General features: G+C 73.3%; 23 protein-coding genes and 1 pseudogene. 17 read left to right on the top strand and 7 right to left on the bottom strand.

Going from position 1 to position 26256, the window contains the following annotated elements; translation table 11 throughout:
• From OHT01_RS08855 to OHT01_RS08835, 5 genes are all read left to right on the top strand, one after another.
• Complete coding sequence (locus OHT01_RS08855) at positions 1-1971, top strand: prolyl oligopeptidase family serine peptidase (protein ID WP_328552574.1); 1971 nt, start codon at positions 1-3, stop codon at positions 1969-1971.
• A gap of 121 nt (positions 1972-2092) precedes the next feature.
• Positions 2093-3019: a S66 peptidase family protein gene (locus OHT01_RS08850; protein WP_328558062.1), complete on the top strand. Its 927-nt coding sequence runs from the start codon at positions 2093-2095 to the stop codon at positions 3017-3019.
• Positions 3020-3443: 424 nt separating this feature from the next.
• Entirely contained in the window at positions 3444-3695 is a 252-nt protein-coding gene (locus OHT01_RS08845) for a LapA family protein (protein ID WP_328552573.1), read from the top strand.
• Positions 3696-3720: 25 nt separating this feature from the next.
• Positions 3721-4269: a GNAT family N-acetyltransferase gene (locus OHT01_RS08840; protein WP_328552572.1), complete on the top strand. Its 549-nt coding sequence runs from the start codon at positions 3721-3723 to the stop codon at positions 4267-4269.
• Positions 4270-4409: 140 nt separating this feature from the next.
• Positions 4410-6386 carry a DUF5107 domain-containing protein gene (locus OHT01_RS08835; protein WP_328552571.1) on the top strand — a complete coding sequence of 659 codons (1977 nt, stop codon included), beginning with the start codon at positions 4410-4412 and terminating at the stop codon, positions 6384-6386.
• An 83-nt stretch (positions 6387-6469) separates the two neighbouring features.
• Here OHT01_RS08835 and OHT01_RS08830 read toward each other — a convergent pair whose 3' ends face one another.
• Positions 6470-6817 carry a VOC family protein gene (locus tag OHT01_RS08830; RefSeq protein WP_328552570.1) on the bottom strand — a complete coding sequence of 116 codons (348 nt, stop codon included), beginning with the start codon at positions 6815-6817 and terminating at the stop codon, positions 6470-6472.
• 219 nt (positions 6818-7036) lie between these two features.
• On the opposite strand from OHT01_RS08830, the gene OHT01_RS08825 reads away from it, so the two are divergent.
• From OHT01_RS08825 to OHT01_RS08810, 4 genes are all read left to right on the top strand, one after another.
• On the top strand, positions 7037-7528 hold the full coding sequence (locus OHT01_RS08825) for a phage holin family protein (RefSeq protein WP_328558061.1): 492 nt from the start codon (positions 7037-7039) through the stop codon (positions 7526-7528).
• Between the two features lie 99 nt (positions 7529-7627).
• Positions 7628-9085 (top strand): NAD(P)/FAD-dependent oxidoreductase, encoded by a 1458-nt coding sequence (locus OHT01_RS08820; protein ID WP_328552569.1) that lies wholly within the window; start codon positions 7628-7630, stop codon positions 9083-9085.
• Positions 9082-10929: a transketolase gene (locus OHT01_RS08815; protein WP_328552568.1), complete on the top strand. Its 1848-nt coding sequence runs from the start codon at positions 9082-9084 to the stop codon at positions 10927-10929. Before OHT01_RS08820 ends, OHT01_RS08815 begins: the two co-directional genes overlap by 4 nt.
• 224 nt (positions 10930-11153) lie before the next feature.
• Positions 11154-11933: a GvpL/GvpF family gas vesicle protein gene (locus OHT01_RS08810; protein ID WP_328552567.1), complete on the top strand. Its 780-nt coding sequence runs from the start codon at positions 11154-11156 to the stop codon at positions 11931-11933.
• A gap of 121 nt (positions 11934-12054) precedes the next feature.
• Here OHT01_RS08810 and OHT01_RS08805 read toward each other — a convergent pair whose 3' ends face one another.
• The 3 genes from OHT01_RS08805 to OHT01_RS08795 form a co-directional block, all read right to left on the bottom strand.
• Positions 12055-12225 (bottom strand): hydrophobic protein, encoded by a 171-nt coding sequence (locus OHT01_RS08805; protein ID WP_261705026.1) that lies wholly within the window; start codon positions 12223-12225, stop codon positions 12055-12057.
• Positions 12226-12267: 42 nt separating this feature from the next.
• Entirely contained in the window at positions 12268-13089 is an 822-nt protein-coding gene (locus OHT01_RS08800) for a class I SAM-dependent methyltransferase (RefSeq protein WP_328552566.1), read from the bottom strand.
• A 168-nt stretch (positions 13090-13257) separates the two neighbouring features.
• Entirely contained in the window at positions 13258-14757 is a 1500-nt protein-coding gene (locus OHT01_RS08795) for a bifunctional phosphatase PAP2/diacylglycerol kinase family protein (protein ID WP_328552565.1), read from the bottom strand.
• Between the two features lie 104 nt (positions 14758-14861).
• Between OHT01_RS08795 and OHT01_RS08790 the strand changes: the two genes are divergently transcribed.
• The 4 genes from OHT01_RS08790 (at position 14862) to OHT01_RS08775 (ending at position 18567) form a co-directional block, all read left to right on the top strand.
• Positions 14862-16481 (top strand): ABC-F family ATP-binding cassette domain-containing protein, encoded by a 1620-nt coding sequence (locus OHT01_RS08790; protein ID WP_328552564.1) that lies wholly within the window; start codon positions 14862-14864, stop codon positions 16479-16481.
• Between the two features lie 199 nt (positions 16482-16680).
• Positions 16681-16923, top strand: a complete 243-nt coding sequence (locus OHT01_RS08785) for a DUF6158 family protein (RefSeq protein ID WP_261705022.1) — start codon at positions 16681-16683, stop codon at positions 16921-16923.
• Complete coding sequence (locus tag OHT01_RS08780; protein WP_328552563.1) at positions 16920-17498, top strand: TIGR03086 family metal-binding protein; 579 nt, start codon at positions 16920-16922, stop codon at positions 17496-17498. The genes OHT01_RS08785 and OHT01_RS08780 overlap by 4 nt, the downstream gene beginning before the upstream one ends.
• A gap of 274 nt (positions 17499-17772) precedes the next feature.
• On the top strand, positions 17773-18567 hold the full coding sequence (locus OHT01_RS08775) for an RNA polymerase sigma factor SigF (protein ID WP_328552562.1): 795 nt from the start codon (positions 17773-17775) through the stop codon (positions 18565-18567).
• 51 nt (positions 18568-18618) lie between these two features.
• Here OHT01_RS08775 and OHT01_RS08770 read toward each other — a convergent pair whose 3' ends face one another.
• Positions 18619-19773, bottom strand: a complete 1155-nt coding sequence (locus tag OHT01_RS08770) for a PAS domain-containing protein (RefSeq protein ID WP_328552561.1) — start codon at positions 19771-19773, stop codon at positions 18619-18621.
• Positions 19774-19961: 188 nt separating this feature from the next.
• On the opposite strand from OHT01_RS08770, the gene OHT01_RS08765 reads away from it, so the two are divergent.
• The 4 genes and pseudogenes from OHT01_RS08765 (at position 19962) to OHT01_RS08750 (ending at position 24705) form a co-directional block, all read left to right on the top strand.
• On the top strand, positions 19962-20678 hold the full coding sequence (locus OHT01_RS08765; RefSeq protein ID WP_328552560.1) for an ANTAR domain-containing response regulator: 717 nt from the start codon (positions 19962-19964) through the stop codon (positions 20676-20678).
• A 205-nt stretch (positions 20679-20883) separates the two neighbouring features.
• Complete coding sequence (locus tag OHT01_RS08760; RefSeq protein WP_328552559.1) at positions 20884-22041, top strand: hypothetical protein; 1158 nt, start codon at positions 20884-20886, stop codon at positions 22039-22041.
• A gap of 306 nt (positions 22042-22347) precedes the next feature.
• On the top strand, positions 22348-23595 hold the full coding sequence (locus tag OHT01_RS08755) for an aminotransferase class I/II-fold pyridoxal phosphate-dependent enzyme (protein ID WP_328552558.1): 1248 nt from the start codon (positions 22348-22350) through the stop codon (positions 23593-23595).
• Positions 23592-24705, top strand: a pseudogene (locus tag OHT01_RS08750) (MBL fold metallo-hydrolase). The gene OHT01_RS08755 and the pseudogene OHT01_RS08750 overlap by 4 nt, the downstream one beginning before the upstream one ends.
• Before the next feature lie 23 nt (positions 24706-24728).
• Here the strand turns inward: OHT01_RS08750 and OHT01_RS08745 are convergent.
• Both OHT01_RS08745 and OHT01_RS08740 read right to left on the bottom strand, forming a co-directional pair.
• Positions 24729-25361: a DedA family protein gene (locus OHT01_RS08745; RefSeq protein ID WP_328558060.1), complete on the bottom strand. Its 633-nt coding sequence runs from the start codon at positions 25359-25361 to the stop codon at positions 24729-24731.
• A gap of 65 nt (positions 25362-25426) precedes the next feature.
• Entirely contained in the window at positions 25427-26200 is a 774-nt protein-coding gene (locus OHT01_RS08740; protein ID WP_328552557.1) for an MBL fold metallo-hydrolase, read from the bottom strand.
• Positions 26201-26256: the final 56 nt, after the last annotated feature.

Here is a 26256-nt window from a genome sequence, read left to right as displayed (position 1 = left end):
ATGCAGACCACGCCATACGGTTCATGGCCCTCGCCGATCGACGCCACGCTCGCCGCCGCGCACGACGGACATCCCGAGTCCGTCGCCTTCGTCGGCGACGAGGCGTGGTGGACCGAGCCCCGGCCGGCCGAGGGCGGGCGGCGGACGCTGGTCCGCCGACGGGCGGACGGCACCGAGGAGCAGGTGCTCCCGGCCCCCTGGAACGTGCGCAGTCGCGTCATCGAGTACGGCGGCACCCCCTGGGCGGGAGTCATGCGCCCCGAAGGTCCGCTCGTCGTCTTCGTCGACTTCGCCGACCAGCGTCTCTACCGCTGGGACGGCGGTGAACCGCGCCCGCTGACCCCGCTCTCGCCGGTCGGAGGCGGACTGCGCTGGGTGGACCCCCAGGTGCGGGTGGAGCGGGGCGAGGTGTGGTGCGTCCTGGAGGAGTTCACCGGAGACGGACCCACCGACCTGCGCCGGGCCGTCGTCGCGGTGCCACTGGACGGATCGGCGGCCGAGGACCGGGACGCCGTGCGGGAACTGTCCGACGGGCGGCACCGGTTCGTCACCGGGCCCCGCCTCTCTCCCGACGGCCGGCACGCGGCCTGGCTCGCCTGGGACCATCCGCGGATGCCGTGGGACGGCACCGAGGTGATCCTCGCGGACGTCACCGAGGACGGCACGCTGTCCGCCCCGAGGACCGTCGCGGGAGGACCGGAGGAGTCCGTCGCCCAGGCCGACTGGGCGGCCGACGGCACCCTGCTCCTTGTCAGCGACCGCACCGGCTGGTGGAACCTCCACCGTCTCGGCGCGGACGGCGAGGCGGTCGCCGTCTGCCCGCGCGAGGAGGAGTTCGGCGGCCCCCTCTGGAAGGTCGGACAACGCTGGTTCGCGCCCCTGGACACCGGGCTGATCGCCGTCGTCCACGGACGCGGCGCCACCGCGCTCGGGATACTCGACCCGGAGACCGGCGAGCTCGTCGACGCGGCCGGGCCCTGGACGGAGTTCGCCCCGACACTCGCCGTGCACGGCAGCAGGATCGTGGGCGTCGGAGCCAGCCCGCGCAGCGCCCACGAGGTCGTCGAACTGGACGCCAGCACCGGGCGGGCCCGGGTGATCGGCGCCGCGCACGACGACCCGGTCGACCCCGCGTACTACCCGGAGCCCCAGATCCGTGCCGTCACCGGTCCCGCCGGACGCGAGATCCACGCGCACATCTACCCGCCGCACCACCCCGACCACGTCGCCGGCGGCGGCGAACTCCCGCCGTACGTCGTATGGGCCCACGGCGGCCCCACCAGTCGGTCGCCGCTCGTCCTCGACCTGGAGATCGCCTACTTCACCTCCCGCGGGATCGGCGTGGCCGTGGTCAACTACGGCGGATCGACCGGCTACGGACGGGAGTACCGCAACCGGCTGCGCGAACAGTGGGGGGTCGTCGACGTCGAGGACTGCGCGGCCGTCGCGCTGGCACTCGCCGAAGAGGGCACCGCCGACCGGAGCCGGCTCGCGATCCGCGGCGGCAGCGCGGGCGGCTGGACCACCGCCGCCTCGCTGGCCACCACCGACGTCTACGCCTGCGGGACGATCCTCTATCCCGTCATCGACCTCGGCGAATGGGCCTCGGGCGAGACCCACGACTTCGAGTCGCAGTACCTGGAGTCGCTGGTCGGTCCGATCGCCGAGGTGCCGGCCCGGTACGCGGAGCGCTCGCCCTCCGCCCACGCAGACCGGATCACCGCCCCCTTCCTGCTGCTCCAGGGACTCGACGACGTCATCTGCCCGCCCTCGCAGAGCGAGCGCTTCCTGGCCAGTGTCGAGGAACAGGGCAGACGTGTCCCGCACGCCTACATCGCCTTCGAGGGCGAGGGGCACGGGTTCCGGCGCGCCGAGACGATGGTGCGTGCCCTGGAGTCCGAACTCTCCCTGTACGCCCAGGTCTTCGGCCTGAACCCGCCCGGCATCCCCACCCTGGAGCTGTCCGGGTGAGCCCGCCGGACAGCGGGGAGCGGGCCGGGCGAGAACCTTCACCGGGACCGGCGCGAGGCGACCTCGACCGCTTGGACCACGACGAACCGGAGCAGCACGCGTGACCCGTACGACCGCACCGATGACCGCCCTGACCCGGCCGCGGCGGCTCGCCGCCGGGGCCAAAGTCGCGGTGGTCGCGACCAGCGGGCCCATCCGCGAGGAGCGGCTCGGAGCCGGTCTCGACATCCTCCGCGGCTGGGACCTCGACCCGGTCGTGGCCCCTCATGTCCTGGACCGGCACGCCGAGTTCGGCTACCTGGCCGGGACGGACGCGGACCGGGCCGCGGACTTCCAGGCCGCCTGGTGCGACCCGGACGTGGCCGCCGTGCTGTGCGCCCGCGGGGGCTACGGCGCCCAGCGCATGATCGACCTGGTCGACTGGGACGCCATCCGGGCCGCAGGCCCCAAGGTCTTCCTCGGGTTCAGCGACATCACGGCACTGCACGAGGCGTTCGCCACGCGGGTGGGGCTCGCGACCCTGCACGGGCCGATGGTCGCCGCCGTCGACTTCCTGAAGAACACCCGGTCGCAGGAGCATCTGCGGGCCACCCTCTTCGAACCCGAGTCGGTGCGGACCATCGCCTCCCCGGAGGCCGTCGCGCTGGTGCCCGGCCGAGCCCGCGGGGTCACGCTCGGCGGCTGCGCGAGTCTGCTGGCCGCTGAACTCGGCACACCGCACGCCCGTGTCTCCGCCCGGGGCGGGCTGCTCCTGATCGAGGACATCGGCGAGGAGGCCTACCGGCTGGACCGCATTCTGACGCAACTGCTGCGCGCGGGCTGGCTCGACGGGGTGGCCGGGGTCGCGCTCGGCTCCTGGGTGGACTGCGGACCGTACGACGGACTGCGGGCGGTGTTCGCCGACCGGCTCGGCGGGCTCGGCGTTCCGGTCGTCGAGCACTTCGGGTTCGGGCACGCCGAGGGGGCGCTGACGATGCCGTTCGGCCTCCTGGCCGAACTCGACGCGGAGGCGGGGACACTGACTCTGGACGAGCCCGCGCTGCTCTGACGCCTTGGTCCCGCCCGGACGAGGGGCACGACGGCTCCGCCGGGCCGGTGACCTGGGTCCCCGGCGTCTCCGGTGTCCGGCATCCTTGGCGTCCGCGCGGTGCCCCGGCGTCCGCGGTCCCCGGTGTCCCCAGCTTCCTGGCGTACGGGTCACCTGGCGTCCGCGGTCGCCGGTGTCCCCAGCGTCCTGGCGTACGGGTCACCTGGCGTTCCGGTCACCGGGCGTTCCGGTCGGCAGGCATCCCGGTCACCCGGCGTCCCGGTCACCCGGCATCCCGCGGTGCCGGCGCCCGGTGTCCCGGTCACCCGGCGCCCCGGTGCCGACCGTCGCAGGGGTACCCGGTCTCCGGTGATCGGGGGCGTCCCGGTCACCCGGAGGGTGCTTTCGGCGCGCGTGGCGGTGGCTTCTGGATCATGCTGGGCGCATGAGCCGGAAGACCTCCAAGAGCGCCGACCCGAGCGGCGGCAAGGGCACCCGCGAAGGGCCGATGACGCCCGCCAGGATCGCCGTCCTGGTGCTGGCCGCCCTCGGCCTGATCTTCATCTTCGAGAACACCCGCAGCACCAGGATCCGGCTGCTCATCCCCGAGGTGACCATGCCGCTCTGGGTGGCGCTGCTCGCCACCGGGCTGATCGGCGCGGTGTGCGGTGCGTACGCCATGGGGCGCAGGCGCTGAACGAGCGCTCGCGTAGGGTGACGGGATGTCTGAGAACGCCGGTTACCTCGCCGAAGGCCCCCGCGTGGGCATACGGCACTTCACCCTGGAGGACGGTGCGGAGTTCACCGCCCGGGCCAGGGAGAGCAGGCGTCTCCACCACCCGTGGCTCTTCCCGCCCGCCGATGTCGACGCCTACGCCGTCTACGCGGGGCGGCTCATCGAGGACCGGACCAAGGCCGGGTTCCTCGTCTGCGAGCGGGACGGCGGAGGGATCGCCGGCTTCATCAACATCAACAACATCGTCGAGGGCGGGTTCCTGTGCGGTGCCCTCGGCTACGGCGCCTTCGCGCACGCCGCTGGGCGCGGACTGATGGCCGAGGGACTCGGCCGCGTCGTGCGGTACGCCTTCGGCGAGATGGGCCTGCACCGGCTGGAGATCAACGCCCAGCCCGGCAACGCCGCCTCGATCGCGCTCGCCCGGCGTTGCGGCTTCCGGCTCGAAGGATTCTCGCCGGCCTTCATCCACATCGACGGTGCCTGGCGGGACCACGAACGGTGGGCGATCACGGCCGAGATGACCGAACGCGGCTGACGGCCGCCCGCGGGCGGGTGCGGGTGAGCGCCGCTGGGGCAGGAGCGCTCCGCGGGCACCCGGCCGTCGGCGCCTTTGCGCAATCCTGACCTGATTCCGACGAGCGGATACCCTGGTCAGCAGGCCGATGACCATGTTCCATGGTCATCGTGACGACGATCCGACGTGACGTACTGCCCCTCCCGGCGGCGGAACTGGGCCCGAGCAACCCGCTGCCGCCGCTGCGGCCCCTCGACGAGATGCACACCATCGACGACCGCGACCGCGTCGGTCTGCCGCGCGACATGGCCCGGCAGATCGGGTACGAGCCGCTGCGCAGCGTGCTCCCGGAGCGCATACGCGACGGGTACGAGCGAGAACGCCCGCTCCGCGAACTCGACACGATCGTGATCGAGAACGACCGGCTGCGCGCCACCGTGCTGCCCGGGTTCGGCGGCCGTATCGTCTCGCTCTTCCACAAACCCACCGCGACGGAACTCCTCTACAGCAACCCGGTGCTCCAGCCGGCCTGCTTCGCCCTCAACGGTGCCTGGTTCTCCGGCGGCATCGAGTGGAACATCGGCGCCACCGGGCACACCACCCTGTCGTGCTCACCCGTCCACGCCGCCCGCGTTCCCGCCCCCGACGGCGGCGAGATGCTGCGCCTGTGGGAATGGGAACGGCTGCGCGACCTCCCCTTCCAGGTCGACCTGTGGCTGCCGGACGGCTCCGACTTCCTCCACGTCGGCGTCCGTGTCCGCAATCCGCACGACAAGCCCGCTCCGCTGTACTGGTGGTCCAACATCGCGGTCCCCGAGGAGCGCAGGGTGATCGCCCCGGCCGAGGAAGCCTGGCACTTCGGCTACGAGCGACGGCTGCGCCGGGTGCCCGTGCCGGAGTACGACGGGACCGACCGGACGTACCCGCTCAACAGCACGTTCCCGGCGGACTACTTCTACGAGGTGCCCGACGGGCGGCGCCGCTGGATCGCCGCGGTCGACGAGGCGGGCGAGGGGCTCGTCCAGACGTCCACCGACGTCCTGCGCGGGCGCAAGCTGTTCGTCTGGGGCTCGGGGCCCGGCGGGCGGCGCTGGCAGGAGTGGCTCACCGAGCCGGGGACCGGCGGGTACTGCGAGATCCAGGCCGGACTCGCCCGTACCCAGCTCGAACACGTACGGCTCGAAGCCGAGAGCGAGGTCTCCTGGCTGGAGGCGTACGGGCCGTTGTCCGTGAGCGCGGAGGCCGCGCACGGGGCGGACTGGGAGGCCGCGCGGGCGGACGTCGAGGACCGGCTGGAGAGCGCCCTGTCACGGAACGCGGTCGACGCCGCGTACGCCGCCTGGCTGCCGCACGCCGACACCGAGCCCGGCGAGGTGCTCGCCGCCGGATCCGGCTGGGGAGCGCTCGAAGTCCTGCGCGCAGCCCACAAGTTGCCCGGTACACCCTTCGACGAGAGCACACTCGGCGAGGACCAGGCGCCCTGGCGGGAACTCCTGCGGTCCGGCGCGTTCCCTGAGCCCCGCCGGGTCGGGCCGCCCGGCGAGACACTGGTGGCGTCCCACTGGCGCGACATGCTGGAGACGGCGCCCGCCGCACCGATCGCCGAGTACCACCTCGGAGTCGCCCAGTGGCATGCCGGTGACGTCGCCCAGGCCGTGCGGAGTTGGGAGCGTGCGCTCGAACTCGCCCCGTCGCTCTGGCCGTTGCTGCGCTGCCTCGCCGTGGCCGACCAGGAGAGCGGCAACCACGAACGCGCCGCCGACCGCTACGCCGAGGCGTTCGAGGATCTGTGCCGGGAACGGCGCGACGACGGGGAACGGTGGACCGCGGCCACGGCCGCGCTCGGCCGTGAAACCGTCGAGGCTCTGCTGACCGCCCGCCGTCCGGCGCAGGCGCGCGCCGTGTGGGAGCGGCTGCACCCCGCAACCCGGGACCGTGGCCGGTTCCGCCTCGTCGAGGCCGAACTGCTGCTCGCCGAGGGCCGCCGCGACGACGCGCGGGCGGTCTTCGACGCGGGCTTCGAGGTCGCCGACCTGCGGGAGGGAGCGGAGACCATCGACCGGCTCTGGTCCCGGCTGAGCGACGAACCCCTGCCGGCCGGCTACGACTTCCGCATGCGGCCTCCGTCCACGCCCTGACCGTGCCTGGGCATGACCCCGGTTGTTCCACCGCACGGCGGGCGGAACAACCGGGGTCCGTCGCGTCCCGGACCCGGCGCGTCTCAGCCGCGGCGGTCCGCGTACTCGTACACCGACCCGTCGGGATGCACGGCGATGAGGTTGCGGCCCCCGGGTGTCTCCACCGGGCCCGCGACGACGCGGGCGCCGAGGCCGGTGAGCACCCGGCCCGTCTCCTCGACGTCCTGCACGGCGATGGTCGCCGCGACCTTGCGCAGCACGTCGAGTTCGGACTCGGGCCCGCTCATCAGCAGGAAGCAGCCGATCGCGGCGACCGACACACCGCCGCGCTCGAAGCGGAGCGCTCTGCCGCCCGCGAGCCGTTCGTAGAAGGGGACCGCAGTCTCCAGGTCGTCGACGCAGACGCGCAGCGTGGCTCCCAGAATCTCCATGAGGACGAGCGTAGTTGGGGGCGCGGGGAAGAGGAGATCGTTTCGGACGATCGCCGCGGACACCAGGAATCCACCCCGCGCCGGTCCTGTCGGCGCCCCGGGATCCGCCCGTCGCAGGCCGTCCCGGTGTCCGCGGTCCTCCCGTCGCAGGTCGTTCCGGTGTCCGCGGTCCTCCCGTTAGGTGTCCGGTCGGCCGGGTACCCGCACACCATGAAGCGCATCGAGCACCTGGAACATCTGGAGCATCTGGACAGGGAACTCGTCGACGAACTCACCATGGTGGCCCGTGAGACCATCCGGGACGAACTGCGCGAGCAGACGCGTAAACAGCGCCGGACGGCCGCGCTGTACGCCGCTTCGGGGGCCGCCGGGCTGTACGCGGGTGCCGCCCTGGTGCTCGCCCTCGGTCTGGCGCTCGCGTCGGCGCTGCCCGGCTGGACCGCCGCCCTGATCGTCGCGGCGGTGCTCGGGGCCGTCGCCCACGTACTGCGGGGCATGGCCCGGCCGTCCGCGCCCCGGCCGACGACCGGACGGGCGCACGAACTCACGCCTCCCGGCCGGGTCATCGGCGGCGGCGCGCCCGCCTCCCCGCCCGGCGGGCTGGGCGTGCCGTACCCGCCGATCCCGTCCGGGGCGCCCGACATCCGGGGTACGGCCACCGGTCCGGGTCTCTCCGACGATCCCGAGGTGTGGCTCCGCCGGGCACGGTGACCCGGTCCGGCGAAAAGTCGGAGGTGCCCATGTTTGGGCGCCCCGGCCGGGGGGACGCGGAAAGCCCCGTACGACGAGCGATTCCGTCAGAGGAGCACCGTGAGTCGACCCCGCATTCTGATCGTCGGTGCCGGCTTCGCCGGGTACCGGACGGCCCGCGTCCTGTCGCGGCTGGTCCGGCACAAGGCCGACATCACCCTGCTGAACCCGACCGACTACTTCCTGTATCTGCCGCTGCTGCCCCAGGTCGCCGCCGGTGTCCTGGAGCCACGCCGTGTCACCGTCTCACTCGCCGGCACCCTGCCCCACGTACGCCTGGTGCTCGGCGAGGTGCCGTCCGACGGGATCGACCTCGACGCGCGCACCGTGCGCTACGACGGCCCGGAGGGCGACAGCGGCACCCTGACGTACGACCGGCTCGTCCTCGCCGTCGGCAGCGTGAACAAACTGCTGCCCGTACCCGGTGTCGCCGAGCACGCGCACGGATTCCGGGGACTGCCCGAGGCGCTCTACCTGCGCGACCACGTGACCCGGCAGATCGAGCTCGGCGCCGCGTCGGACGACCCGGAGAGCCGTGCCGCGCGCCGCACCTTCGTGGTCGTCGGCGCCGGGTACACCGGGACCGAAGTCGCCGCCCAGGGAAAGCTGTTCACGGACGCGCTGGTGCGCAGGCGGTCCTTGCGCGAAGGGGCGCGGCCGCGTTGGCTGCTGCTCGACGTCGCCCCGCGTGTGCTGCCGGAACTGGACGAGGGGCTCTCGCGCACCGCCGACCGCGTCCTGCGCCGGCGGGGCGTCGACGTGCGCGTCAAGACGTCGGTCGAGGAGGCCACCGCCGATGGAGTCCGGCTCAGCGACGGGGAGTTCGTCGCCACCCGGACCCTCGTGTGGTGTGTCGGAGTCCGGCCCGATCCGCTGGTCGAGGGGCTCGGGCGGCCCCTGGAGAGGGGGCGGCTCCTCGTCGATCCCCATCTCCAAGTACCGAGCCACCCCGAGGTGTTCGCCTGCGGTGACGCGGCGGCGGTGCCCGATCTGGAGAAGCCCGGTCAGTACACACCGATGACGGCCCAGCACGCCTGGCGCCAGGGGAGGATCGCCGGCCGCAACGTCGCCGCCTCGCTCGGATTCGGCGAGCGCCGCGCCTACCGCCACCGTGACCTGGGGTTCACGGTCGACCTCGGGGGTGTCAAGGCGGCGGCCAATCCACTGCGCGTTCCCCTGTCGGGGCCGGTGGCCGCAGCCGTCACCCGCGGCTATCACCTCGCCGCCATGCCCGCCAACCGGGTCCGGGTCGCCGCCGACTGGCTATTGGACGCCGTACTGCCGCGCCAGGCAGTGCAGTTGGGGCTCGTCCGCTCCTGGTCTGTGCCGCTCGGCACCGCCTCGCCCGAGCTGGCGAGGGTGGCCGGGGCGCCCACGGCGGGGAAGACGACCGAAGCGACCGAAGCGACCGAAGCGACTGAAGCGGCCGAAGCAGCGGACCCGGTGGACCCGGCGGGCGCGGACCGTTCGCGTCCCAGGATCCTCGGCGTCGCGAGGCGTTCGGAAGGAGCGACATGAACACCCGTCAACTCATCGATCTGGCACAGCAATTGCGCGTCGACAGTGTTCGGGCCGCGGACGCCGCTGGCTCCGGGCATCCGACCTCGTCGATGTCCGCCGCCGATCTGATGGCGGTCCTGCTGGCCAACCATCTGCGCTACGACTTCGAACGCCCCCAGCACCCCGGCAACGACCGGTTCATCCTCTCCAAGGGCCACGCCTCACCCCTGCTGTACTCCGCGTACAAGGCGGCAGGTGCCCTGAGCGAGACCGAACTCCTCACCTTCCGCAAGGCGGGCAGCCGGCTCGAAGGCCATCCGACACCCCGGCGGCTGCCCTGGGTCGAGACCGCGACCGGATCGCTCGGCCAGGGACTGCCCGTCGGTGTCGGCATCGCGCTCGCCGGCAAGCGGCTCGACCGCACCGGATACCGGATCTGGGTCCTGTGCGGGGACAGCGAACTGGCCGAGGGCTCCGTATGGGAGGCCGCCGAGCACGCCGGGTACGAGCGACTCGACAACCTCGTCGTGATCGTCGACGTCAACCGCCTGGGCCAGCGCGGGCCGACTCGGCACGGGCACGACCTGGACGCGTACGCGCGCCGGTTCCGGGCGTTCGGCTGGCACACCGTCGAGACCGACGGCCACGACGTGGACGCGATCGACCACGCCTTCGCCGAGGCGGAGTCCACCGGCGACCGGCCCACCGTGATCCTCGCCCGCACCCTCAAGGGCAAGGGCGTGGCATCCGTCCAGGACCGCGAGGGCCTGCACGGCAAACCGCTGCCGGACCCCGAGCAGGCGATCGCCGAGCTCGGCGGTGTGCACGACCGGCGTGTGGAGGTCCACCGGCCCACCGCCGCGCGGACGGTGCACGCGTCCGGGTCCGGACACCTCGACCTGCCGCGCTACGAGACCGGCGAGGAGATCGCCACCCGGGACGCCTACGGGCAGGCGCTCGCCGCGCTCGGCACCGCCCGCGGCGACATCGTCGCCCTGGACGGCGAGGTCGGCGACTCGACGCGCACGGAGTTCTTCGCCAAGGAACACCCCGACCGGTTCTTCGAGTGCTACATCGCCGAGCAGCAACTGGTCGCGGCCGCCGTCGGCATGGCGGCGCGGGGCTGGGTGCCGTACGCCTCGACCTTCGCCGCCTTCCTCACCCGCGCCCACGACTTCGTCCGGATGGCCTCCGTCAGCGGCTCCGGCATCAACCTCGTCGGCTCGCACGCGGGTGTCTCCATCGGCCGCGACGGGCCCTCGCAGATGGGCCTGGAGGACCTGGCGATGTTCCGGTCCGTGTACGGCTCGACCGTGCTGTACCCGTGCGACGCCAACCAGACCGCGAAGCTCGTCGCCACGATGGCGGACCTGGAAGGCGTCCGCTATCTGCGCACCTCGCGCGGCGACAGTCCCGTCGTCTACAGCGCCACCGAGGAGTTCCCGGTCGGCGGAAGCAAGGTGCTGCGCGCCTCCTCCGGGGACCGGCTGACGCTCGTCGCGGCGGGTGTCACCGTCCACGAGGCTCTGGCCGCCGCCGAGGAGCTCGACCGCGCCGGCATCCAGGCCCGCGTGATCGACCTCTACTCCGTGAAGCCCGTGGACCGCGCGACCCTGCGCGAGGCCGCCGAGGAGACCGGCTGCCTGGTCACCGTCGAGGACCACCGGGAGGAGGGCGGCATCGGGGACGCGGTGCTCGACGCCTTCACCGACGGCCGCCCGGTGCCCCGCCTGGTGCGCCTCGCCGTCCGTGGGATGCCGGGCTCCGCGAGCCCGGCCGAGCAACTGCACGCCGCGGGGATCGACGCCGAGTCGATCGCGGCGGCGGCCCGACTGCTGGTCGGGACGGCCGTGGTGCGCTGACCGGAGTCCGGTGGGCACCATGGTCAGTACGCGGACGGTGCGCGCCGGCGGTCTTGCCGGGCGGAGGACGCGGGGTGCGGTCCCGCCGTCCGGCACGGGCCCGATGGGCCCGGCCCCCATGCGTCCGATGGAGAGAGGAGTCGGTGGGAGCGGAAGCCGGCGGGAGCGGGAGTCGTGCGACCGGTTCACCGAGCCGGAGCGAGGAGAACCGCGGGAGGAGACCCATGTGCGCTCTGCGCTATGTCTACGCGATCTGCCGCCCCTTCCCGGCAGCGCTGTCGGCCGAACTGACGGGGATCGCGGGCGTCCCGCCCAGGCTGCTGCGCCACCGCGACCTGATCGCCGTGGTCGGTTCGGTCCCGGAGCGGGAGTTCGCCGCGGAGCCGCTGCGCCGCCGGCTGGAGGACGTCCCCTGGCTGGAGGCGACGGCCAGGGCGCATCAGAGCGTCATCGACTCGCTCACCGCCGTCACCAGCCCGCTGCCGCTCCGGCTCGCCACCGTGCTCCGGGACGACAGTGGCGTACGCGTGATGATGGACGAACGCAGGGAGGTTTTCCTGCGGACGCTCGACCGGCTCGACGGCCGGGTGGAATGGGATGTGAAGGTGTTTCTTTCCGGTAGTTCCGCGAGTTCCGGAGCTACCGGTAGTTCCGGAAGTTCTGGGATTTCTGGGAGTTCCGGGAAATGCTTGGTGAGCGCGGACGAATTCACGCGCCGGTTGCACGATGTCCTTTCCCGGTGTGCCGAGGAAACCCGGGTGCGCACCCCGCTGAATCCCGCGTCTTCTCCAGGGGCGGACACCGAGGTTCTCGATGCGGCCTATCTGGTGTCGCGCGCGGAATCGGAGGAATTCGTGGAACGGGTGAACGCGAGCGCGCGCGATGAGCCGGCGGTGCGGGTGGAGCTCGCGGGTCCGTGGGCGGCGTACTCCTTCACGGGTTCCACGGGCCTCACGGGGTTCACCGGCCTCACGCGCTCCACGAGCGATACGCCGTGGGCGTGAAGCACGAGCGATACGCCGTGGGCCTGAAGTGGGTGTGACGTGGGCGCGAAGCACGGCCCGAGGTCCGGAACCGTTCCGGACCTCGGGCCGCCGAGGGACTCTTCTCCCCGAAGGGAAAGGCCTACCACCTGTACCAGCGACCCCTGCCTCCGGAGGCGCTCGTGCCGCGCACCAGGAATCCGAGCAGCCACAGGACGATGACCACCAGCGCTATCCACCAGAGAATCTTCAGCGCGAATCCCGCACCGAACAGAACCAGCGCAAGCAACAGAACCAGCAGGATGGGAACCATAGTGTGAACCTCCTGCTTTCCGTGTTTCCCGATACCGCGGGATCAGGCTTCGTTTCGGCAGAGAATCTCTCCGTGCAGCACGGAGAACCAGCCGTCCTCCTGCCGCCCCCACTCCCGCCAGGCGTCCGAGACCGCCCGCAATTGCTCCTCGGTCGCGTGGCCGCCCTCCGTGGCGCGTTCCGCGTACGACGAGGCCAGGGTGCGGTCCGCCCACAGGCCGCTCCACCACTCCCGCTCGCCCTCGGTGGCGAAGGTCCAGGTGCTCGACGTGGCCGTGACGTCCCGGATGCCGGCATCCAGTGCCCATGATTTGAGACGCCGGCCCGCGTCGGGCTCGCCGCCGTTGGCACGGGCGACCCGGAGGTACAGATCCAGCCAGTCGTCCATGCCGGGCACCGGCGGGTACCAGGTCATGGACGAATAGTCCGCATCGCGGACGGCGATGAGCCCGCCCGGCTTGGTGACCCGGTGCATCTCGCGCAGCGCCTGCACCGGATCGCCCACGTGCTGGAGCACCTGGTGGGCGTGGACCACGCAGAACGTGTCGTCCGGGTACGCCAGGGCGTGGATGTCGGCCACCGCGAACTCGACGTTGCGCAGGCCGCGTTCGGCCGCGACCTGGCGCGCCCGGTCCAGGACGGCGGGCGCGTGGTCGACGCCGGTGACATGCCCGTCCGGGACCCGCTCGGCCAGGTCGGCCGTGATGGTGCCCGGGCCGCAGCCGATGTCGAGGATGCGCATGTGCGGCTTCAGCGAGTCGAGCAGGTACGCCGCCGAGTTGGCGGCGGTGCGCCAGGTGTGCGAGCGCATCACCGACTCGTGGTGGCCGTGGGTGTAGACGGCGGTCTCCCGCGACTTCGACATGACCGGTCCCCTTCTCGTCGTACGTGGTACGGGGCCTCGGCGGGCGTCTGCGCACTCCGCGAGGCGATGGCATCACCGTACGCGCTCATGTCGAATGACGAGACCCGCATCTTGCCATGTGGACATGTGTCGTGGGGTGTTGGGTGATCGCGGGGCGCCGGGAAGGTGTCAGTGCGCGGGGAGCGGGCGGTAGACGGTCAGCGCCTCGGGGCTCTTGAACAGGGTCACCTCGCCGCTCACCTCGGTGACTTCACCGTCGTAGGCGAGCAGCGTCCCGGGCGCGACGCCGTCGATGCGCAGCCGGCCGACCCGTACGGCGGCGTGGGCGGGGGAGCGGGTGAGCGGGCCCGCGAAGGCGGCCGCCAGCAGACGCACGGCGGGATGGCGGCCGCCGTGGACGACCCGTACGTCCAGCCGGCCGTCCGCGAGGTCGAAACGGCGGGCGGGCGCCAGGCCCATCCGGTGGTAGGTGCCGTTGCCCGCGAACAGCAGCCACAACGGGTGGGTACGGCCGCCCAGTTCGGCCCGCAGCGGGTGGTGGTCGGCGCGCAGAACGCGCAGCGCGCCCAGAACGCCCGCGGGCCAACTGCCGATCACGTTGGACCAGTTCTCCCGTTCACGCACCAGCTCCGGATAGATGCCCAGACTGCAGGTGTTGAGGAAGATGCCGCTCGTGCCGCCGGACACGAACCGGCCGACGTCCACCCGGACCGCGTCGCCCTCCTGGAGCGCGCGGACCAGATCGCGTTCGCCCTCCACGCCGAGGTCGTGGGCGAAGTGGTTGAGTGTGCCGCCGGGCAGGACGGCGAGGGGGATGCCGTGGCGCAGGGCGACCTCGGCCGCGGCGTTCACCGTGCCGTCGCCGCCGCACACGCCCAGCACCCGGGCACGGGTCGCCGCCTTCTCCAACTCCTCCTGTATGTCGGATGGTTCGCACTCCACGAGCTCCGCGCGCGGCAACGCGCCGACCAGCGCGCCGACCCGCTCCGAGCTTCCCGAGCCCGTGTTGGCCACCATGACCAGGCCCTCACCCTCGGCCAGCGCGGGGGCGTCGGTGCGCGGCCGGCCGGGCGGGGTCGCCTGGTCCCGGGTGGGCACCAGTCCCCGCACCGCGTATGCGGCGCCGACGCCCAGGGCCGCACCGGCCAGGACATCGCTCGGGAAGTGGACCCCGGTGTAGACGCGGGACAGCGCGACCCCCGCGGCGAGCGGGGCGACGACCGCGCCCCAGCCCCGGGACTCCAGCGCCACCCCCGCCGCGAAGGCGGCGGCGGAGGCGGCATGCCCCGAAGGGAACGACGTGGTGATCGGCTGCCGCTTCAGCTGCCGGACGAGGGGGACCGGGTCCAGCGCCGGGCGGGTGCGGCGCACCGAGCGCTTTCCGACGGTGTTGATCGTGGCGGAGGCCAGGGCGAGCGAGGCGACGCCCCGCACGGCGGCCCGGCGGGCCCGCGGGGTGCGGCTCGCCGCCACGGCGGCTGCCGTCGCGAACCACAGGACGCCGTGGTTCGCGACGCGGCTGAGCCGCGGCAGCACGGGGTCGGCGCCCGGCCAGTGCCGCGCCGCGACCGTCTCGAAGATCCGGCAGTCCACGGCGAGGAGCCGGTCCCTGAGGACATGGCGGCCCGGTACCAGGGCGGTGAGGTCGACATCTGGGGTCGGTGTCATGCGGGTCCGTCTACCCCGGATCAGGCGGTTCCCGCTCCCTCGCCGCGGGCCCCCGCCGCATACGCGTTTGCCCCTCGCCCCGGCTCCCCGGAGAATGCCTGCCCATGGGACATCTCGAAGCCGCACATCTTGAGTACTACCTTCCCGACGGGAGGGCGCTGCTCGGCGATGTGTCGTTTCGGGTGGGGGAAGGGGCCGTCGTCGCCCTGGTGGGGCCCAACGGCGCCGGGAAGACCACGCTCCTGCGGCTGATCTCGGGGGAGCTCAAGCCCCACGGCGGGACCGTGAACGTGGGCGGCGGGCTCGGGGTGATGCGGCAGTTCGTGGGGTCCGTACGCGACGAGACCACCGTGCGCGAGCTGCTCGTCTCCGTGGCCCCGCCCCGCATCCGCGAGGCGGCGAAGGCCGTGGACACCGCCGAGCACGCGATGATGACCGTGGACGACGAGGCCGCCCAGCTCCGCTACGCGCAGGCGCTCTCCGACTGGGCCGAGGTCCAGGGGTACGAGTCCGAGACCCTCTGGGACATCTGCACGACGGCCGCCCTCGGCGTCCCCTACGAGAAGGCGCAGTGGCGGCTGGTGCGGACCCTGTCCGGGGGCGAGCAGAAGCGCCTGGTCCTGGAGGCGCTGCTGCGCGGCACCGACGAGGTACTGCTGCTCGACGAACCGGACAACTATCTCGACGTACCGGGGAAGCGCTGGCTGGAGGAGCGGCTCAAGGAGACCCGCAAGACCGTGCTGTTCGTCTCCCACGACCGTGAACTCCTCTCCCGCGCCGCCCAGAAGATCATCAGCGTCGAGCCGAGTCCGGCCGGCGCGGACGCCTGGGTGCACGGCGGCGGTTTCGCGACGTACCACGAGGCCCGGCAGGAGCGGTTCGCGCGCTTCGAGGAACTGCGCAGGCGCTGGGACGAGAAGCACGCCCAGCTCAAGAAACTGGTGCTGAACCTCCGTCAGGCGGCCTCCATCAGCCATGAGTTGGCCTCCCGTTACGCGGCCGCACAGACCCGGCTGCGGAAGTTCGAGGAGGCCGGACCGCCGCCGGAGCCGCCGCGCGAGCAGGACATCAGGATGCGGCTGCACGGCGGGCGGACCGGGGTACGGGCCGTGACCTGCAAGGGACTTGAGCTCACCGGCCTGATGAAGCCCTTCGACCTGGAGATCTACTACGGCGAGCGCGTCGCCGTGCTCGGCTCCAACGGCTCGGGGAAGTCGCACTTCCTGCGGCTGCTCGCGGGCGGCGAGGTCGCGCACACCGGCGAGTGGAAACTCGGTGCCCGGGTGGTGGCCGGTCACTTCGCGCAGACGCACGCCCACCCGGAGCTGGAGGGCCGCACGCTCCTCGACATCCTGTGGACCGAGCACTCGCAGGACCGCGGGGCCGCGATGTCCCGGCTGCGCCGCTACGAGCTGACGGCCCAGGCCGAGCAGCGCTTCGAGAAGCTGTCGGGCGGCCAGCAGGCGCGTTTCCAGATCCTGCTCCTGGAACTGGAGGGCTCGACGGCCCTGCTGCTCGACGAGCCGACCGACAACCTCGACCTGGAGTCCGCCGAGGCCCTCCAGGAGGGTCTTGAGGCGTACGAGGGGACGGTCCTGTCGGTCACCCACGACCGCTGGTTCGCCCGCTCCTTCGACCGCTACCTGGTCTTCGGCTCGGACGGCCGCGTCCGGGAGACCCAGGAGCCGGTGTGGGACGAGCGCCGCGTGGAGCGGGCCCGGTAGACCCCGGGACCCGCGGACCCCGGGCCCGGTGGGGCGCCGAAGGCCGGGCCGGGCTTCGGGGAGGCCCGGCACCCCGGATGTTCGTAGAGTGGTGGGAGAAGGTCTCGATCCAAGGCTCCCTCCCGGACGCCGCCGGGGCGCTGTCGCCCCCGGCGAGTGACCGGACCGCACCGACGGCCACGACGAGCGGGGTAGCACCATGACCGGAGTCGACCCGGACCGGCTGGACGACCAGCAGCTCATGAAAGAGCTGGAGGCCATCCACCGCACCCGCCACGACACGCTGCTGCACGGTTCGAACGACGCGCTGCACACCCACAACGTGCGCATGGCCCAGCTGGAGGGCGAGTACCTGCGCCGCCACCCGCGCCGGCCCGTCTCGGCGGGCCGCACCCGTGACGGCGCCCGGGAGCGCGGCCCCGCGGGGGTGCCGCCGGCATGACCGACCCGCATTCGATCCTGACCCGGCAGGCGGAGGCCCTGGACCTCTTCGGCCGCCGCGTCCACGCGATCCGCGCCGACCAGTGGGACGCGTCCACGCCCTGCACCGACTGGAACGTGCGCGACCTCGTCGGCCACCTCGTCTCCGAGCAGGCGTGGGCACCCGCACTGGTCCGGGACGGCGCGACCGTCGACGCGGTCGGCGACAGCCTGGAGGGCGACCTGCTCGGCCCCGACCCGGCCGCCGCCTGGGACGAGGTGGCCGACGCCGCCCGTGCCGTGTTCGCCGAACCCGGCGCCCTGGACCGCACGGTCCATCTCTCGTTCGGGGACATGGAAGCGGGCGACTACTGCGCGCAACTGGTCACCGACCTGACGGTCCACACCTGGGACCTGTCCCGCGCCATCGGCGCCGACGAACGGCTCCCCGAGGATCTGCTGGCCTTCGCGGTCCGGGAGGTCGCCCCGCACGCGGCCGAACTGGAGAAGAGCGGACTCTTCGCGGCCCCCGAGGAACCGCCGCCCGGCGCCGACGTCCAGACGAAGCTCCTCTGCCTGGTCGGCCGCCGGCCCTGAGGGCACGCGCCGCCCGGGGTCCGTGATCCCGCGTCCCGCGCCCGGCCGCCCCCGGCCCCTGAAGGGTCCCGGGAGGACGGACAGCCCGGCATGGGAGACAATGACAAGGTGTTTGTCCCGCATGGCGCGGGGCAGACGCTGTTGCAGTGCTTCGGACAGGAGGCACGTCCGTGGGAGCGGCTATCCGCGCCATGGGTGTACCCGTCCGGCGCACGGGTGCGTTCCCACGATGACTGTCCATCACACGGCACCATCAAGGGAGTTGCGACGCACCATGCGAACTCAAGCGAGCGCGACGCACCATCCGCACGACGACGCCCCCGACACCGTCGAGGCATTCCGCAGGCTCGCCGTGCTTCCCCCGGGCCAGGAGCGCGACGCCCTCCGCGCGGAGATCGTCGAGTCCTGGCTGCCGATGGCCGAACGGCTCGCGGGCCGCTTCCGCAGCCGCGGCGAGAGTTACGAGGACCTGCGCCAGGTCGCGTCGCTCGGCCTGGTCAAGGCCGTCGACCGCTACGACCCCGAACTCGGCAACGCCTTCGAGAGCTACGCGGTGCCGACCATCACCGGCGAGATCAAACGCCACTTCCGCGACCACATGTGGACCCTGCACGTGCCACGCCGGGTCCAGGACCTGCGCAACCGGGTCCGGTTCGCCAACCAGGACCTGTCCCAGACCATCTCGGGCCGCCGGCCCACCGTCGCCGAGATCGCCGACCACGCCCGTATGACCGAGGAGGACGTCCTGACGGGTCTTGAGGCCCTGGAGAGCTTCACCGCGCTCTCCCTGGACGCCGAACTGCCGGGCAGCGAGGACGGCTACTCCCTCAGCGACGCCCTCGGTTCACCCGACCCGGCCCTCGACACCGTCATCGACCGCGAGGCCGTCAAGCCCCGGCTCCAGGCCCTCCCCGAGCGGGAGCGCGCCATCCTCTACATGCGGTTCTTCAGCGACATGACCCAGAGCCGGATCGCCGACGAACTGGGCATCTCCCAGATGCACGTCTCCCGCCTCATCAGCCGCTGCTGCACCCAGCTGCGCGACCAGATCATGCGCGACGCCGCCTGAGGGCCGACCCGTGGTCCCCGGCGGGCGAAGGCTCGGGAGCCGGCCGGTAGTTCAGTCCGGCCACGCGAGCCGCAGGGCGACATGACGGGACATCACGTCCATCGCCTGCGCCTCGGCCAGGGAGAAGGCGGGCCGGCTCCCGCTCCGGAACAGCGTCAGCACCCCCCGTACGGAACCGGACGGGCCGGGCAGCGGAACACACAGCAAGGACGTCACATCGGCGCGGACGAGGACCGGGGCGCCCGAGACGTCATGGCCGAAGGCGTCCGGGTCCTCGGGGCGCACCTGAAGGGCCGTGGACCCGCCGCGTACCGCCTCGGCGACGAGAGGGCACGCGGCGGGATCCTGCGCGGCCACCGCCGCCACCTCCTCGCCGCACCCGCGCGGGCCCAGGACGGCCGTACGCGACAGGCGTCCGTCCCCTGCGTCGGCCACCACCCAGTCCGCGAACCGCCCGTGCAGCACCCCGGCCGCCCGGTCCAGCACCGCTGAACGGTCCTCGTCCGGGCAGCCGAGCAGCGCCGTGGCCATGGCGTCCACCAGGTCCATCAGCATCGCGTGCCGGGTACTCGCGGAGAGGCTCGGCACGGTTCGCGCGGGCGCGTCCGGCCCCGACGGCTCCGCGGACCCGTAGACGTCCGACGGACTCCCCTCGCCCGCCGGCTGGAGCACCACGAGTACGGCGGTCCGCGGCTCCCCGCTGGGCCGCAGCGCGGCGAGCGTGGCCCGTACGGGCACCGACGGCCCCTGCTGGAGACGCACGGTGAGCCCGCGGTCACCCTCGCCGCGGGCCACCGCCGCCGCCTGCGAGCGGAACGCGGCCCGGTCGGCGTGCGCGAGGAAACCGGTCAGCGGCCGGCCGGTGGCGTAACCGGCCCGGACGCCGGTGAACGAGGTGGCCGCGAAGTTCATCCGGCGCACCACGCTCTCGCGGTCCACCAGGACGACCGGCACCGGCACCCGCTGGAACAGCGCCTTCAGGAGCTGCTGCTCCTGGCGGTCCACCGAACCGATCCCGGAGGGACCGGCCGCCGACAGCCGCTGGAACGCCGGCCACAACTGCTCCGCCACATGGTCGAGTTCGAAGATGGCCGCGTCGAGGACCGTCGGCAGTTCCTGGGCGGGCACGGAACGCGCCGCCTTCAACTCCGCGACGCGGCGCACGAAATCCGCGAGTTCTTCACCGAATTCGTCCGTCTGCGCCATGCGACGAACGTAACCCGGCCGGGGCATGTCGCGGGGGGCGGGGGCGGAACAGGCCGGACTTCTTCGGCGCAGGTGAGGGCACTTGGTTCCGGCCTGGGCGGAGTACTCGTTTTCGGCGTGGATGAGCGGGAAGGCGCGGAGAGGGAGGAGAAGAGGAGAACAGGAGGAGAGGGGAGGAGGAGCGAGCCGTGCCGGAAACCGGCCAACTCGACCGTCTGGGAACGGAATCACCCGAGTCGGCGCTTCCCGGGAGGCGTCTCTCGGAACTCGCCGAGCAGGCCACGCGGTGCGTCACGGACTGCTGCGGCGCCAGCAGCCTGGTGTCCGAGGGCGGCCGGGACCGGCCCGCCGCGGTGACCCACCCCGACCTCGCCGGACTCGTCTCGGTGCAACTGCGTTCCGGCGACGGACCGATCCCGGCCGCGCTGGAACGCGGCGAACCCGTCGACTCGGCGGACCTGCTGACCGAGGAGCGCTGGCCCGGGTACCGGGCCATGGCCCTCGACGCGGGAGTCCGCTCCAGCGTGACCATCCCCTTCCGCCGCTCCGGGCTGACCGTCACCCTCAGCCTCTACAGCTTCCGGCCCGGCGCCCTCGAAGACGCCCCGCACGGAGCCGCCCGCACGCTGGGGGACCACGCCGCCACCTGCCTGGTCCGCGACCGCTCGTACCGCGCCGCGCTCACCGAACTCGACCAGCTGGGTGCCGCGCTGCGCTCCCGGCCGGTCGTCGACCAGGCGTGCGGCATGCTGATGCACGTTCTCGGCTGCGACGCGGACCGGGCCTTCGCGGTCCTGCGCCGGATCTCCCAGGGCACCAACCGCAAACTGTCCGACGTCGCCGCGTCCGTCGTCGACAAGCGCGGACACGGACTGGGGGAGGAACTGGTCTCCCGGACCGGCTGACGTGCGGCGGGAATCGGGGCGGGGGACGGAGGACGCCGTACGCGGGGACCGGCCGCCGACCCCGGCGACGTCACCCGCACGGGCCCTGTTGTCCCGCGAATGGTGCCCGGCCGTTCGCGCCCGGCGGCCCGGCGGGCTCTGATGGGCCCGAGGGGCACGACGGCCGTGGCCCTCGGACCGCAGCCCCTCCGAAGGAGCCCCGCTCATGCGCCGTACCGCCCGTGCCCTGTACGCCACCGCCCTGGCCGGCGCAGCCCTGGGCGCCGCCGCGTCGGGCGCGTCCGCGGATCCGGCCGCGCAGGTCAGTCCGGGCTCCGTCGAACCCGGCGGCACCGTCACCATCACGGTCACCTGCGACGCGATCACGGGGACCCCGCCCGACCTGATCGACGCCAGCTCCCAGGGTTTCGAGGAGGGCAAGGTCCAACTGCACCGCGTCGAGGACACCGACCCGGGTACCGCCGGCGCCGCCTCCTACAGCGGTACGGCGCACATCCCTTCCGGCGAGTCCGGGGGAGCGTCCGACACCCTGGGCGATCCCGCCGCGACGGGGTCCGACGCGGGGATCGGCTCCGACACGGTGGTCCCCGACACGGTGGGTCCCGGCCCGGTGGGCTCCGACAGGTCGGGCTCCGGCGCGTCGGGCGCTTCCGACGCGAAGAATCCCGACGCGAAGACGTCCGATGCGAAGAACCTCGTCGCGAAGGAGTCCGACGTGGGGAGCGCGGACGGGGTGAGTGCCTACCCCGGTGGCTCGGACACCGTCGCACCCGATGCCCTGGCACCCGCTCCCGTCGCCGGCGCCCCGGTCGTACCGGACCCGGCGACCCCTGACGACGTCGGGCCGGACACGGTGGGGCCGGACACCGTCGGTCCGGACACCGTCGGTCCGGACACCGTGGGCCCGGACGATGTCGGACCCGACACGGTGGGTCCCGACACGGTCGGCCCGGACTCGGTGGGTCCCGACACCTCGGCCCCCGGCACGGTGGCCCCGGACAAGGCCGGTCCGGACACGACGGGACCCGGCACCGGAGGCGCGGACGGGCGGTGGAGCGTGGACGGCGTCTGTCCCGCGCCGCAGGGCGGTCACGGGAAGCAGTGGACCGCGTCGTACTCCGTGGCGCGGGGTGGCACGGCGACGCACAGCCCCGACGGCGGGGCCGGTGCCGATACCGGCGCGGGCACCGGTGCGGGTGAGCGTCCCCCCACCGTCCAGCGCGGTGTGCGGGCCGGTGAGGGCGGCGTGTTCACCGACTCCGTGCCCGCCCTGATCGCCGGCGGTGTGCTGATCGCCGGGGCCTTGGGCGGGGCCGCCCATCGGCTGCACCGGTTGCGCCGACCGCACCGGCGGCGGGCGTAGCCGGGCGGGCGGCACGGTGACGGTCGACGGCGCGACGGTCGACGGGCGACGGGGTGACGGGCACGCTCAGGACAGCCCTCCCGACAGCTCTCCCGCCAGCCCTGCGGAGCCCCCTCCGGAGACCACTTCCGAGGACCCTTGCGAGAACACTCCTGGGACGGCATGCCGCTGGAAGCCGAGAGGCCCACGGCGCGGGACGGCGGTCCGCGCGGGGTGAACCGCGGGCGGGGGCACGAACACCCGGAACCGTACGGACAGGCAGGCTCCGGAACAGGGCACGGCAGCACCCACGGTGCGGAGGCAGGTATGCGGCGGACGGATCCGGAAGGCCACGGACCGGTCCGCTACGGGCCGCCGCTGCCCGACCAGGGCCTGCCCGTGCTGCCGGAACTCCGGTCCGTGCTGGCCGACGCCGCGGGCCGCTCCGACGCCGCGCTGTTCGGCGGCGGCCCCGCGCTCCTCGACGCCGCCCGCGGCTACTGGACCCGGCGCGGGCTGCCCGCCGCACCCGACCGGGTGGTGGCCGCCCCCGGAGCCCCCGCGCTGCTGCTGGCGCTGACCGGAGCCATCGGCGGCGATGTCCTCGCGCCCCGCCCGTGCGCCGCGTGGTGGGCGCCGCAGGCACGGCTGCTGGGCAGATCCGTGTTCCGGGTGGCGACGCCGGCGGAGTGCGGCGGCGTCCCCGATCCGTACGCCCTGCTGGAGACCGTCCGCAGGGTCCGCGCGGAGGGCGGCGACCCGCGTCTGCTCCTGCTGTCCGTCGCCGACGACCCGACCGCGACCGTCGCTCCGCCCGAGGTGGTGCACGAGACCGTGGAGGCCGCGGCGGGCGAGGGACTGCACATCGTCAGCGACGAGACCTGGCGCGACACCCTGCACCGGCCGCACGACACCGTGCTGCTCAGCCCCGCCGAGATGCTCCCCGACGACGTCACCGTGATCACGGACCTCGCGGGCGCCTTCCTGCCGCAGGGCTGGCCGGCCGCCGTCGCCCGGTTCCCCGGCAACGACGCGGGCGCTCTGCTGCGTTCCCGGGTCCTCGACGTGCTCACCGTGCTCGGCGCGCGCGTCGCCGAACCGGTCGCCGCGGCGGCCGCGTACGCGCTCGGCGAGCCCGCCGCGATCACCGGGCGGCTCACGGCGGCCGTACGCCTGCACGCCCGCGTCGCCGACGCCGCGCAGCGCCTGGTGGGCGCCGCCGGTGCCGTGGTGCGCCCCCCGCAGGCCGGCCGACACCTGTACGTCGACCTCGGGCCACTGCGCACCGCCCTCGGCGCGCACGGTGTCGGCGACGCGCAGGACCTGGAGGACTACCTGTCCGCCCGGCTGGGGATGCCCGCGCCGGGCGGACACCGCTTCGGCGACGACCTCGCCGCGCTCCGGGTCCGCCTCGGCACCGGGCCCCTGCTCGGTTCCTCGGACGAGGAGCGGGAGGAGTCGCTCGCCTCCTCCGATCCACTGGAACTGCCGCATGTGCACAGCGCGTTGACCCTGTTGGGGTCGGCCTTCGACGATCTCCGCGACGATGCTCAGCGATGGGAGTCCCCTCGATGACGCGGCAGTCCGAGTCGGCCCCGAGCACGACGACCCAGGACACCGGCGATCCCCCGCCGCCACCCGCCGCCCAGGCACCGGGACACCCGGCGTTCCTTCCACCCGCACCCCCGCTCCCCGAGCCGCGCCCGTTCGCGGAGCCGCCCCCGCTCCCCGAGCCGCGCCCGCTCGGCGAACGGCGTGTCTGGCCCCGGTCCTTCGTGGACCGGCTGACCGCGCCGCTGCCGGGGCTCCGCGCCCTCGCGCGCTTCGCCCGCGAGGGCGCCCTGCGGCCGGGGGCCGAGGGGCTCGCCGACATCCCCTTGCTGCCGTTCGAGCCGGGACCGCTGCCCCGCGTGGAGGCCCGTACGGTCGCCGTCTCCTGGGCGGGACACGCGAGTTGGGTGATCCGGATCGGCGGGCTCACCGTGCTCACCGACCCGGTCTGGTCCCGCAGGATCGTGGGCACCCCGGCCCGGATCACCCCGGTCGGCGTGGCCTGGAGCGCCCTGCCACGCGTCGACGCGGTCGTCATCAGCCACAACCACTACGACCATCTGGACGCACCGACCCTGCGCCGACTCCCGCGCGACACCGCGGTGTTCGTCCCCGCCGGACTCGGATGGTGGTTCAGACGGCGTCGGTTCACCCGGATCACCGAGCTGGACTGGTGGGGGCGGCCGAACTCGACGGCGTCCGCTTCGACTTCGTCCCCGCCCACCACTGGTCCAAGCGCACCCTCACCGACACCTGCCGCTCGCTGTGGGGCGGCTGGGTCCTGGCGGCGCCCGGCGGACAACGGGTGTACTTCGCGGGCGACACCGGATACGGCCACTGGTTCGGCCGCATCGGGCAGTGCCATCCGGGGATCGACCTCGCTCTCCTGCCCATCGGCGCGGACGACCCCGTTGGTGGCTGAGCGATGTGCACTGCGACCCGGAAGAGGCGGTGCGGGCGGCCGTCGACCTGAGAGCGCGGCGGATGGCACCGATGCACTGGGGTACGTTCGTGCTCTCCGCGGAACCGGTGCTGGAGCCCCTGCGACGGGTGCGGGCAGCCTGGCAACGGGCGGGCCTGGCCCGGGAGGACCTGCGGGACCTGGCGGTGGGAGGCTCCCGGGTCCTGGAGTGACCGTGCCTTCAGGACGAGGGTTCCTAGGGCGCCGACGTCCTGCGGATCCTGCGCCACACGCTCGGCGCCGCGCTGATCGCGAGGGTCAGGGCCACCGCCGCGACCACGCCCTCCCACGGCTCGGGGAAGAGCGAGCCGCCGAGGATGCCGATGATCTGGTACGTCGCCGCCCAGGCGAGACAGGCCGGGATGTCCCCGCGGGCGAAGACGCGCATCGGCATCTTCGCCATCAGGCAGGCCAGCATCACCGGAATACGGCCCGCCGGCACCAGGCGCGACAGGACCAGGACGGCGATGCCGTGCTCGCCGAGTTTGCGCTGCGCCTGAGCGAGCCGGTCCTCGGGCGCGCGCACCCGGATCGCCTCCAGCCAGCGCGACCCGTTCTTCGAACCCATGCCGCGCCGACCGAGCCAGTACAGCGATATGTCGCCGAGGAAGGCGGCGACCGAGGACACCAGGAACACCATCAGCAGCGCGAAGGGCGACGTCGACGTCCGATGGAAGGCCACCACCGCCGCCGAACTCACCAGCGCACCCGTCGGTACCACCGGTACCAGCGCGCCGATCAGCACCAGCAGGAACAGGGACGGATACCCGATCGCCTGCTGGGTGGACTCCGGTGGCACGGCCGGGGCCGTGGCGGACAGGAACACCACCGGAGCGGAGCCCCCGACCGACCGGAGCAGAGAGGGAACCACCGCCCCCGCGGCGGGCCAGGGAATCACCGAGCGGCCTCCGGACGCACGCTCTCGCCGTGCCCCAGGAGGTGCACCGCCACCTGGGGCACGCGCTCGGCCGCCAGGCGCACGAACTCCTCGCCCGGCGCGTGGAATTCATGAGGGCGCACGGCATCCATCCCGATGGGCCAGAACGTGCCGTAGTGCACCGGCACTGCGCTCCGCGGACGCAGCGCGGCGAGCGCCTCGGCGGCACGCCCCGCGTCGAGATGGCCCTCGCCCAGATACGGACCCCAGCCGCCCACCGGCAGCAGGGCCACGTCGACCGCTCCGACCTCTTCGGCCATCGACGCGAACAGCCCGGTGTCCCCGGCGAAGTACGTCCGTGCCTCGCCCTCGACCACGTACCCCACGGCGGGGGAGCGGTGCGGTCCGATCGGCAGCCGCCGTCCGTCGTGCCGTGCCGCAACCGTGCGGACGACCAGGTCACCGACCCGGGTGCGGTCACCGGGCGCGACCTCGGTGATCCGCAGATGGTCCAGCCTGCGCAGTCCGGGCACCGAGCGTGGGGCGCCGCGCGGCACGAGCAGCCGGGTGCCCGGAGCCAGCCGGGCCAGCGAGGGCAGATGCAGATGGTCGGCGTGCAGATGGGAGACGAGCGCCACGTCGGCGACCGCCGCCGAGGGAGGGGGCGGCGCCCCGCGCCTGCGCCGCAGGTGCGCGAGCCGGCGCGCGAAGAGCGGATCGGTGAGCACACGCGTCCCGGAGTCCTCCAGCGTGCAGGTGGCGTGCCCCCACCAGGTGATCTCCACCGGCACCTCTTTACCTCCTTCGCGCGACTCCCCCCGAGCCTACGGGCAGGAGTAGGGTCGGC

Source organism: Streptomyces sp. NBC_00358 (assembly GCF_036099295.1).
Lineage (GTDB): Bacteria > Actinomycetota > Actinomycetes > Streptomycetales > Streptomycetaceae > Streptomyces.
This window is presented reverse-complemented; position numbering and strand designations above follow the sequence as displayed.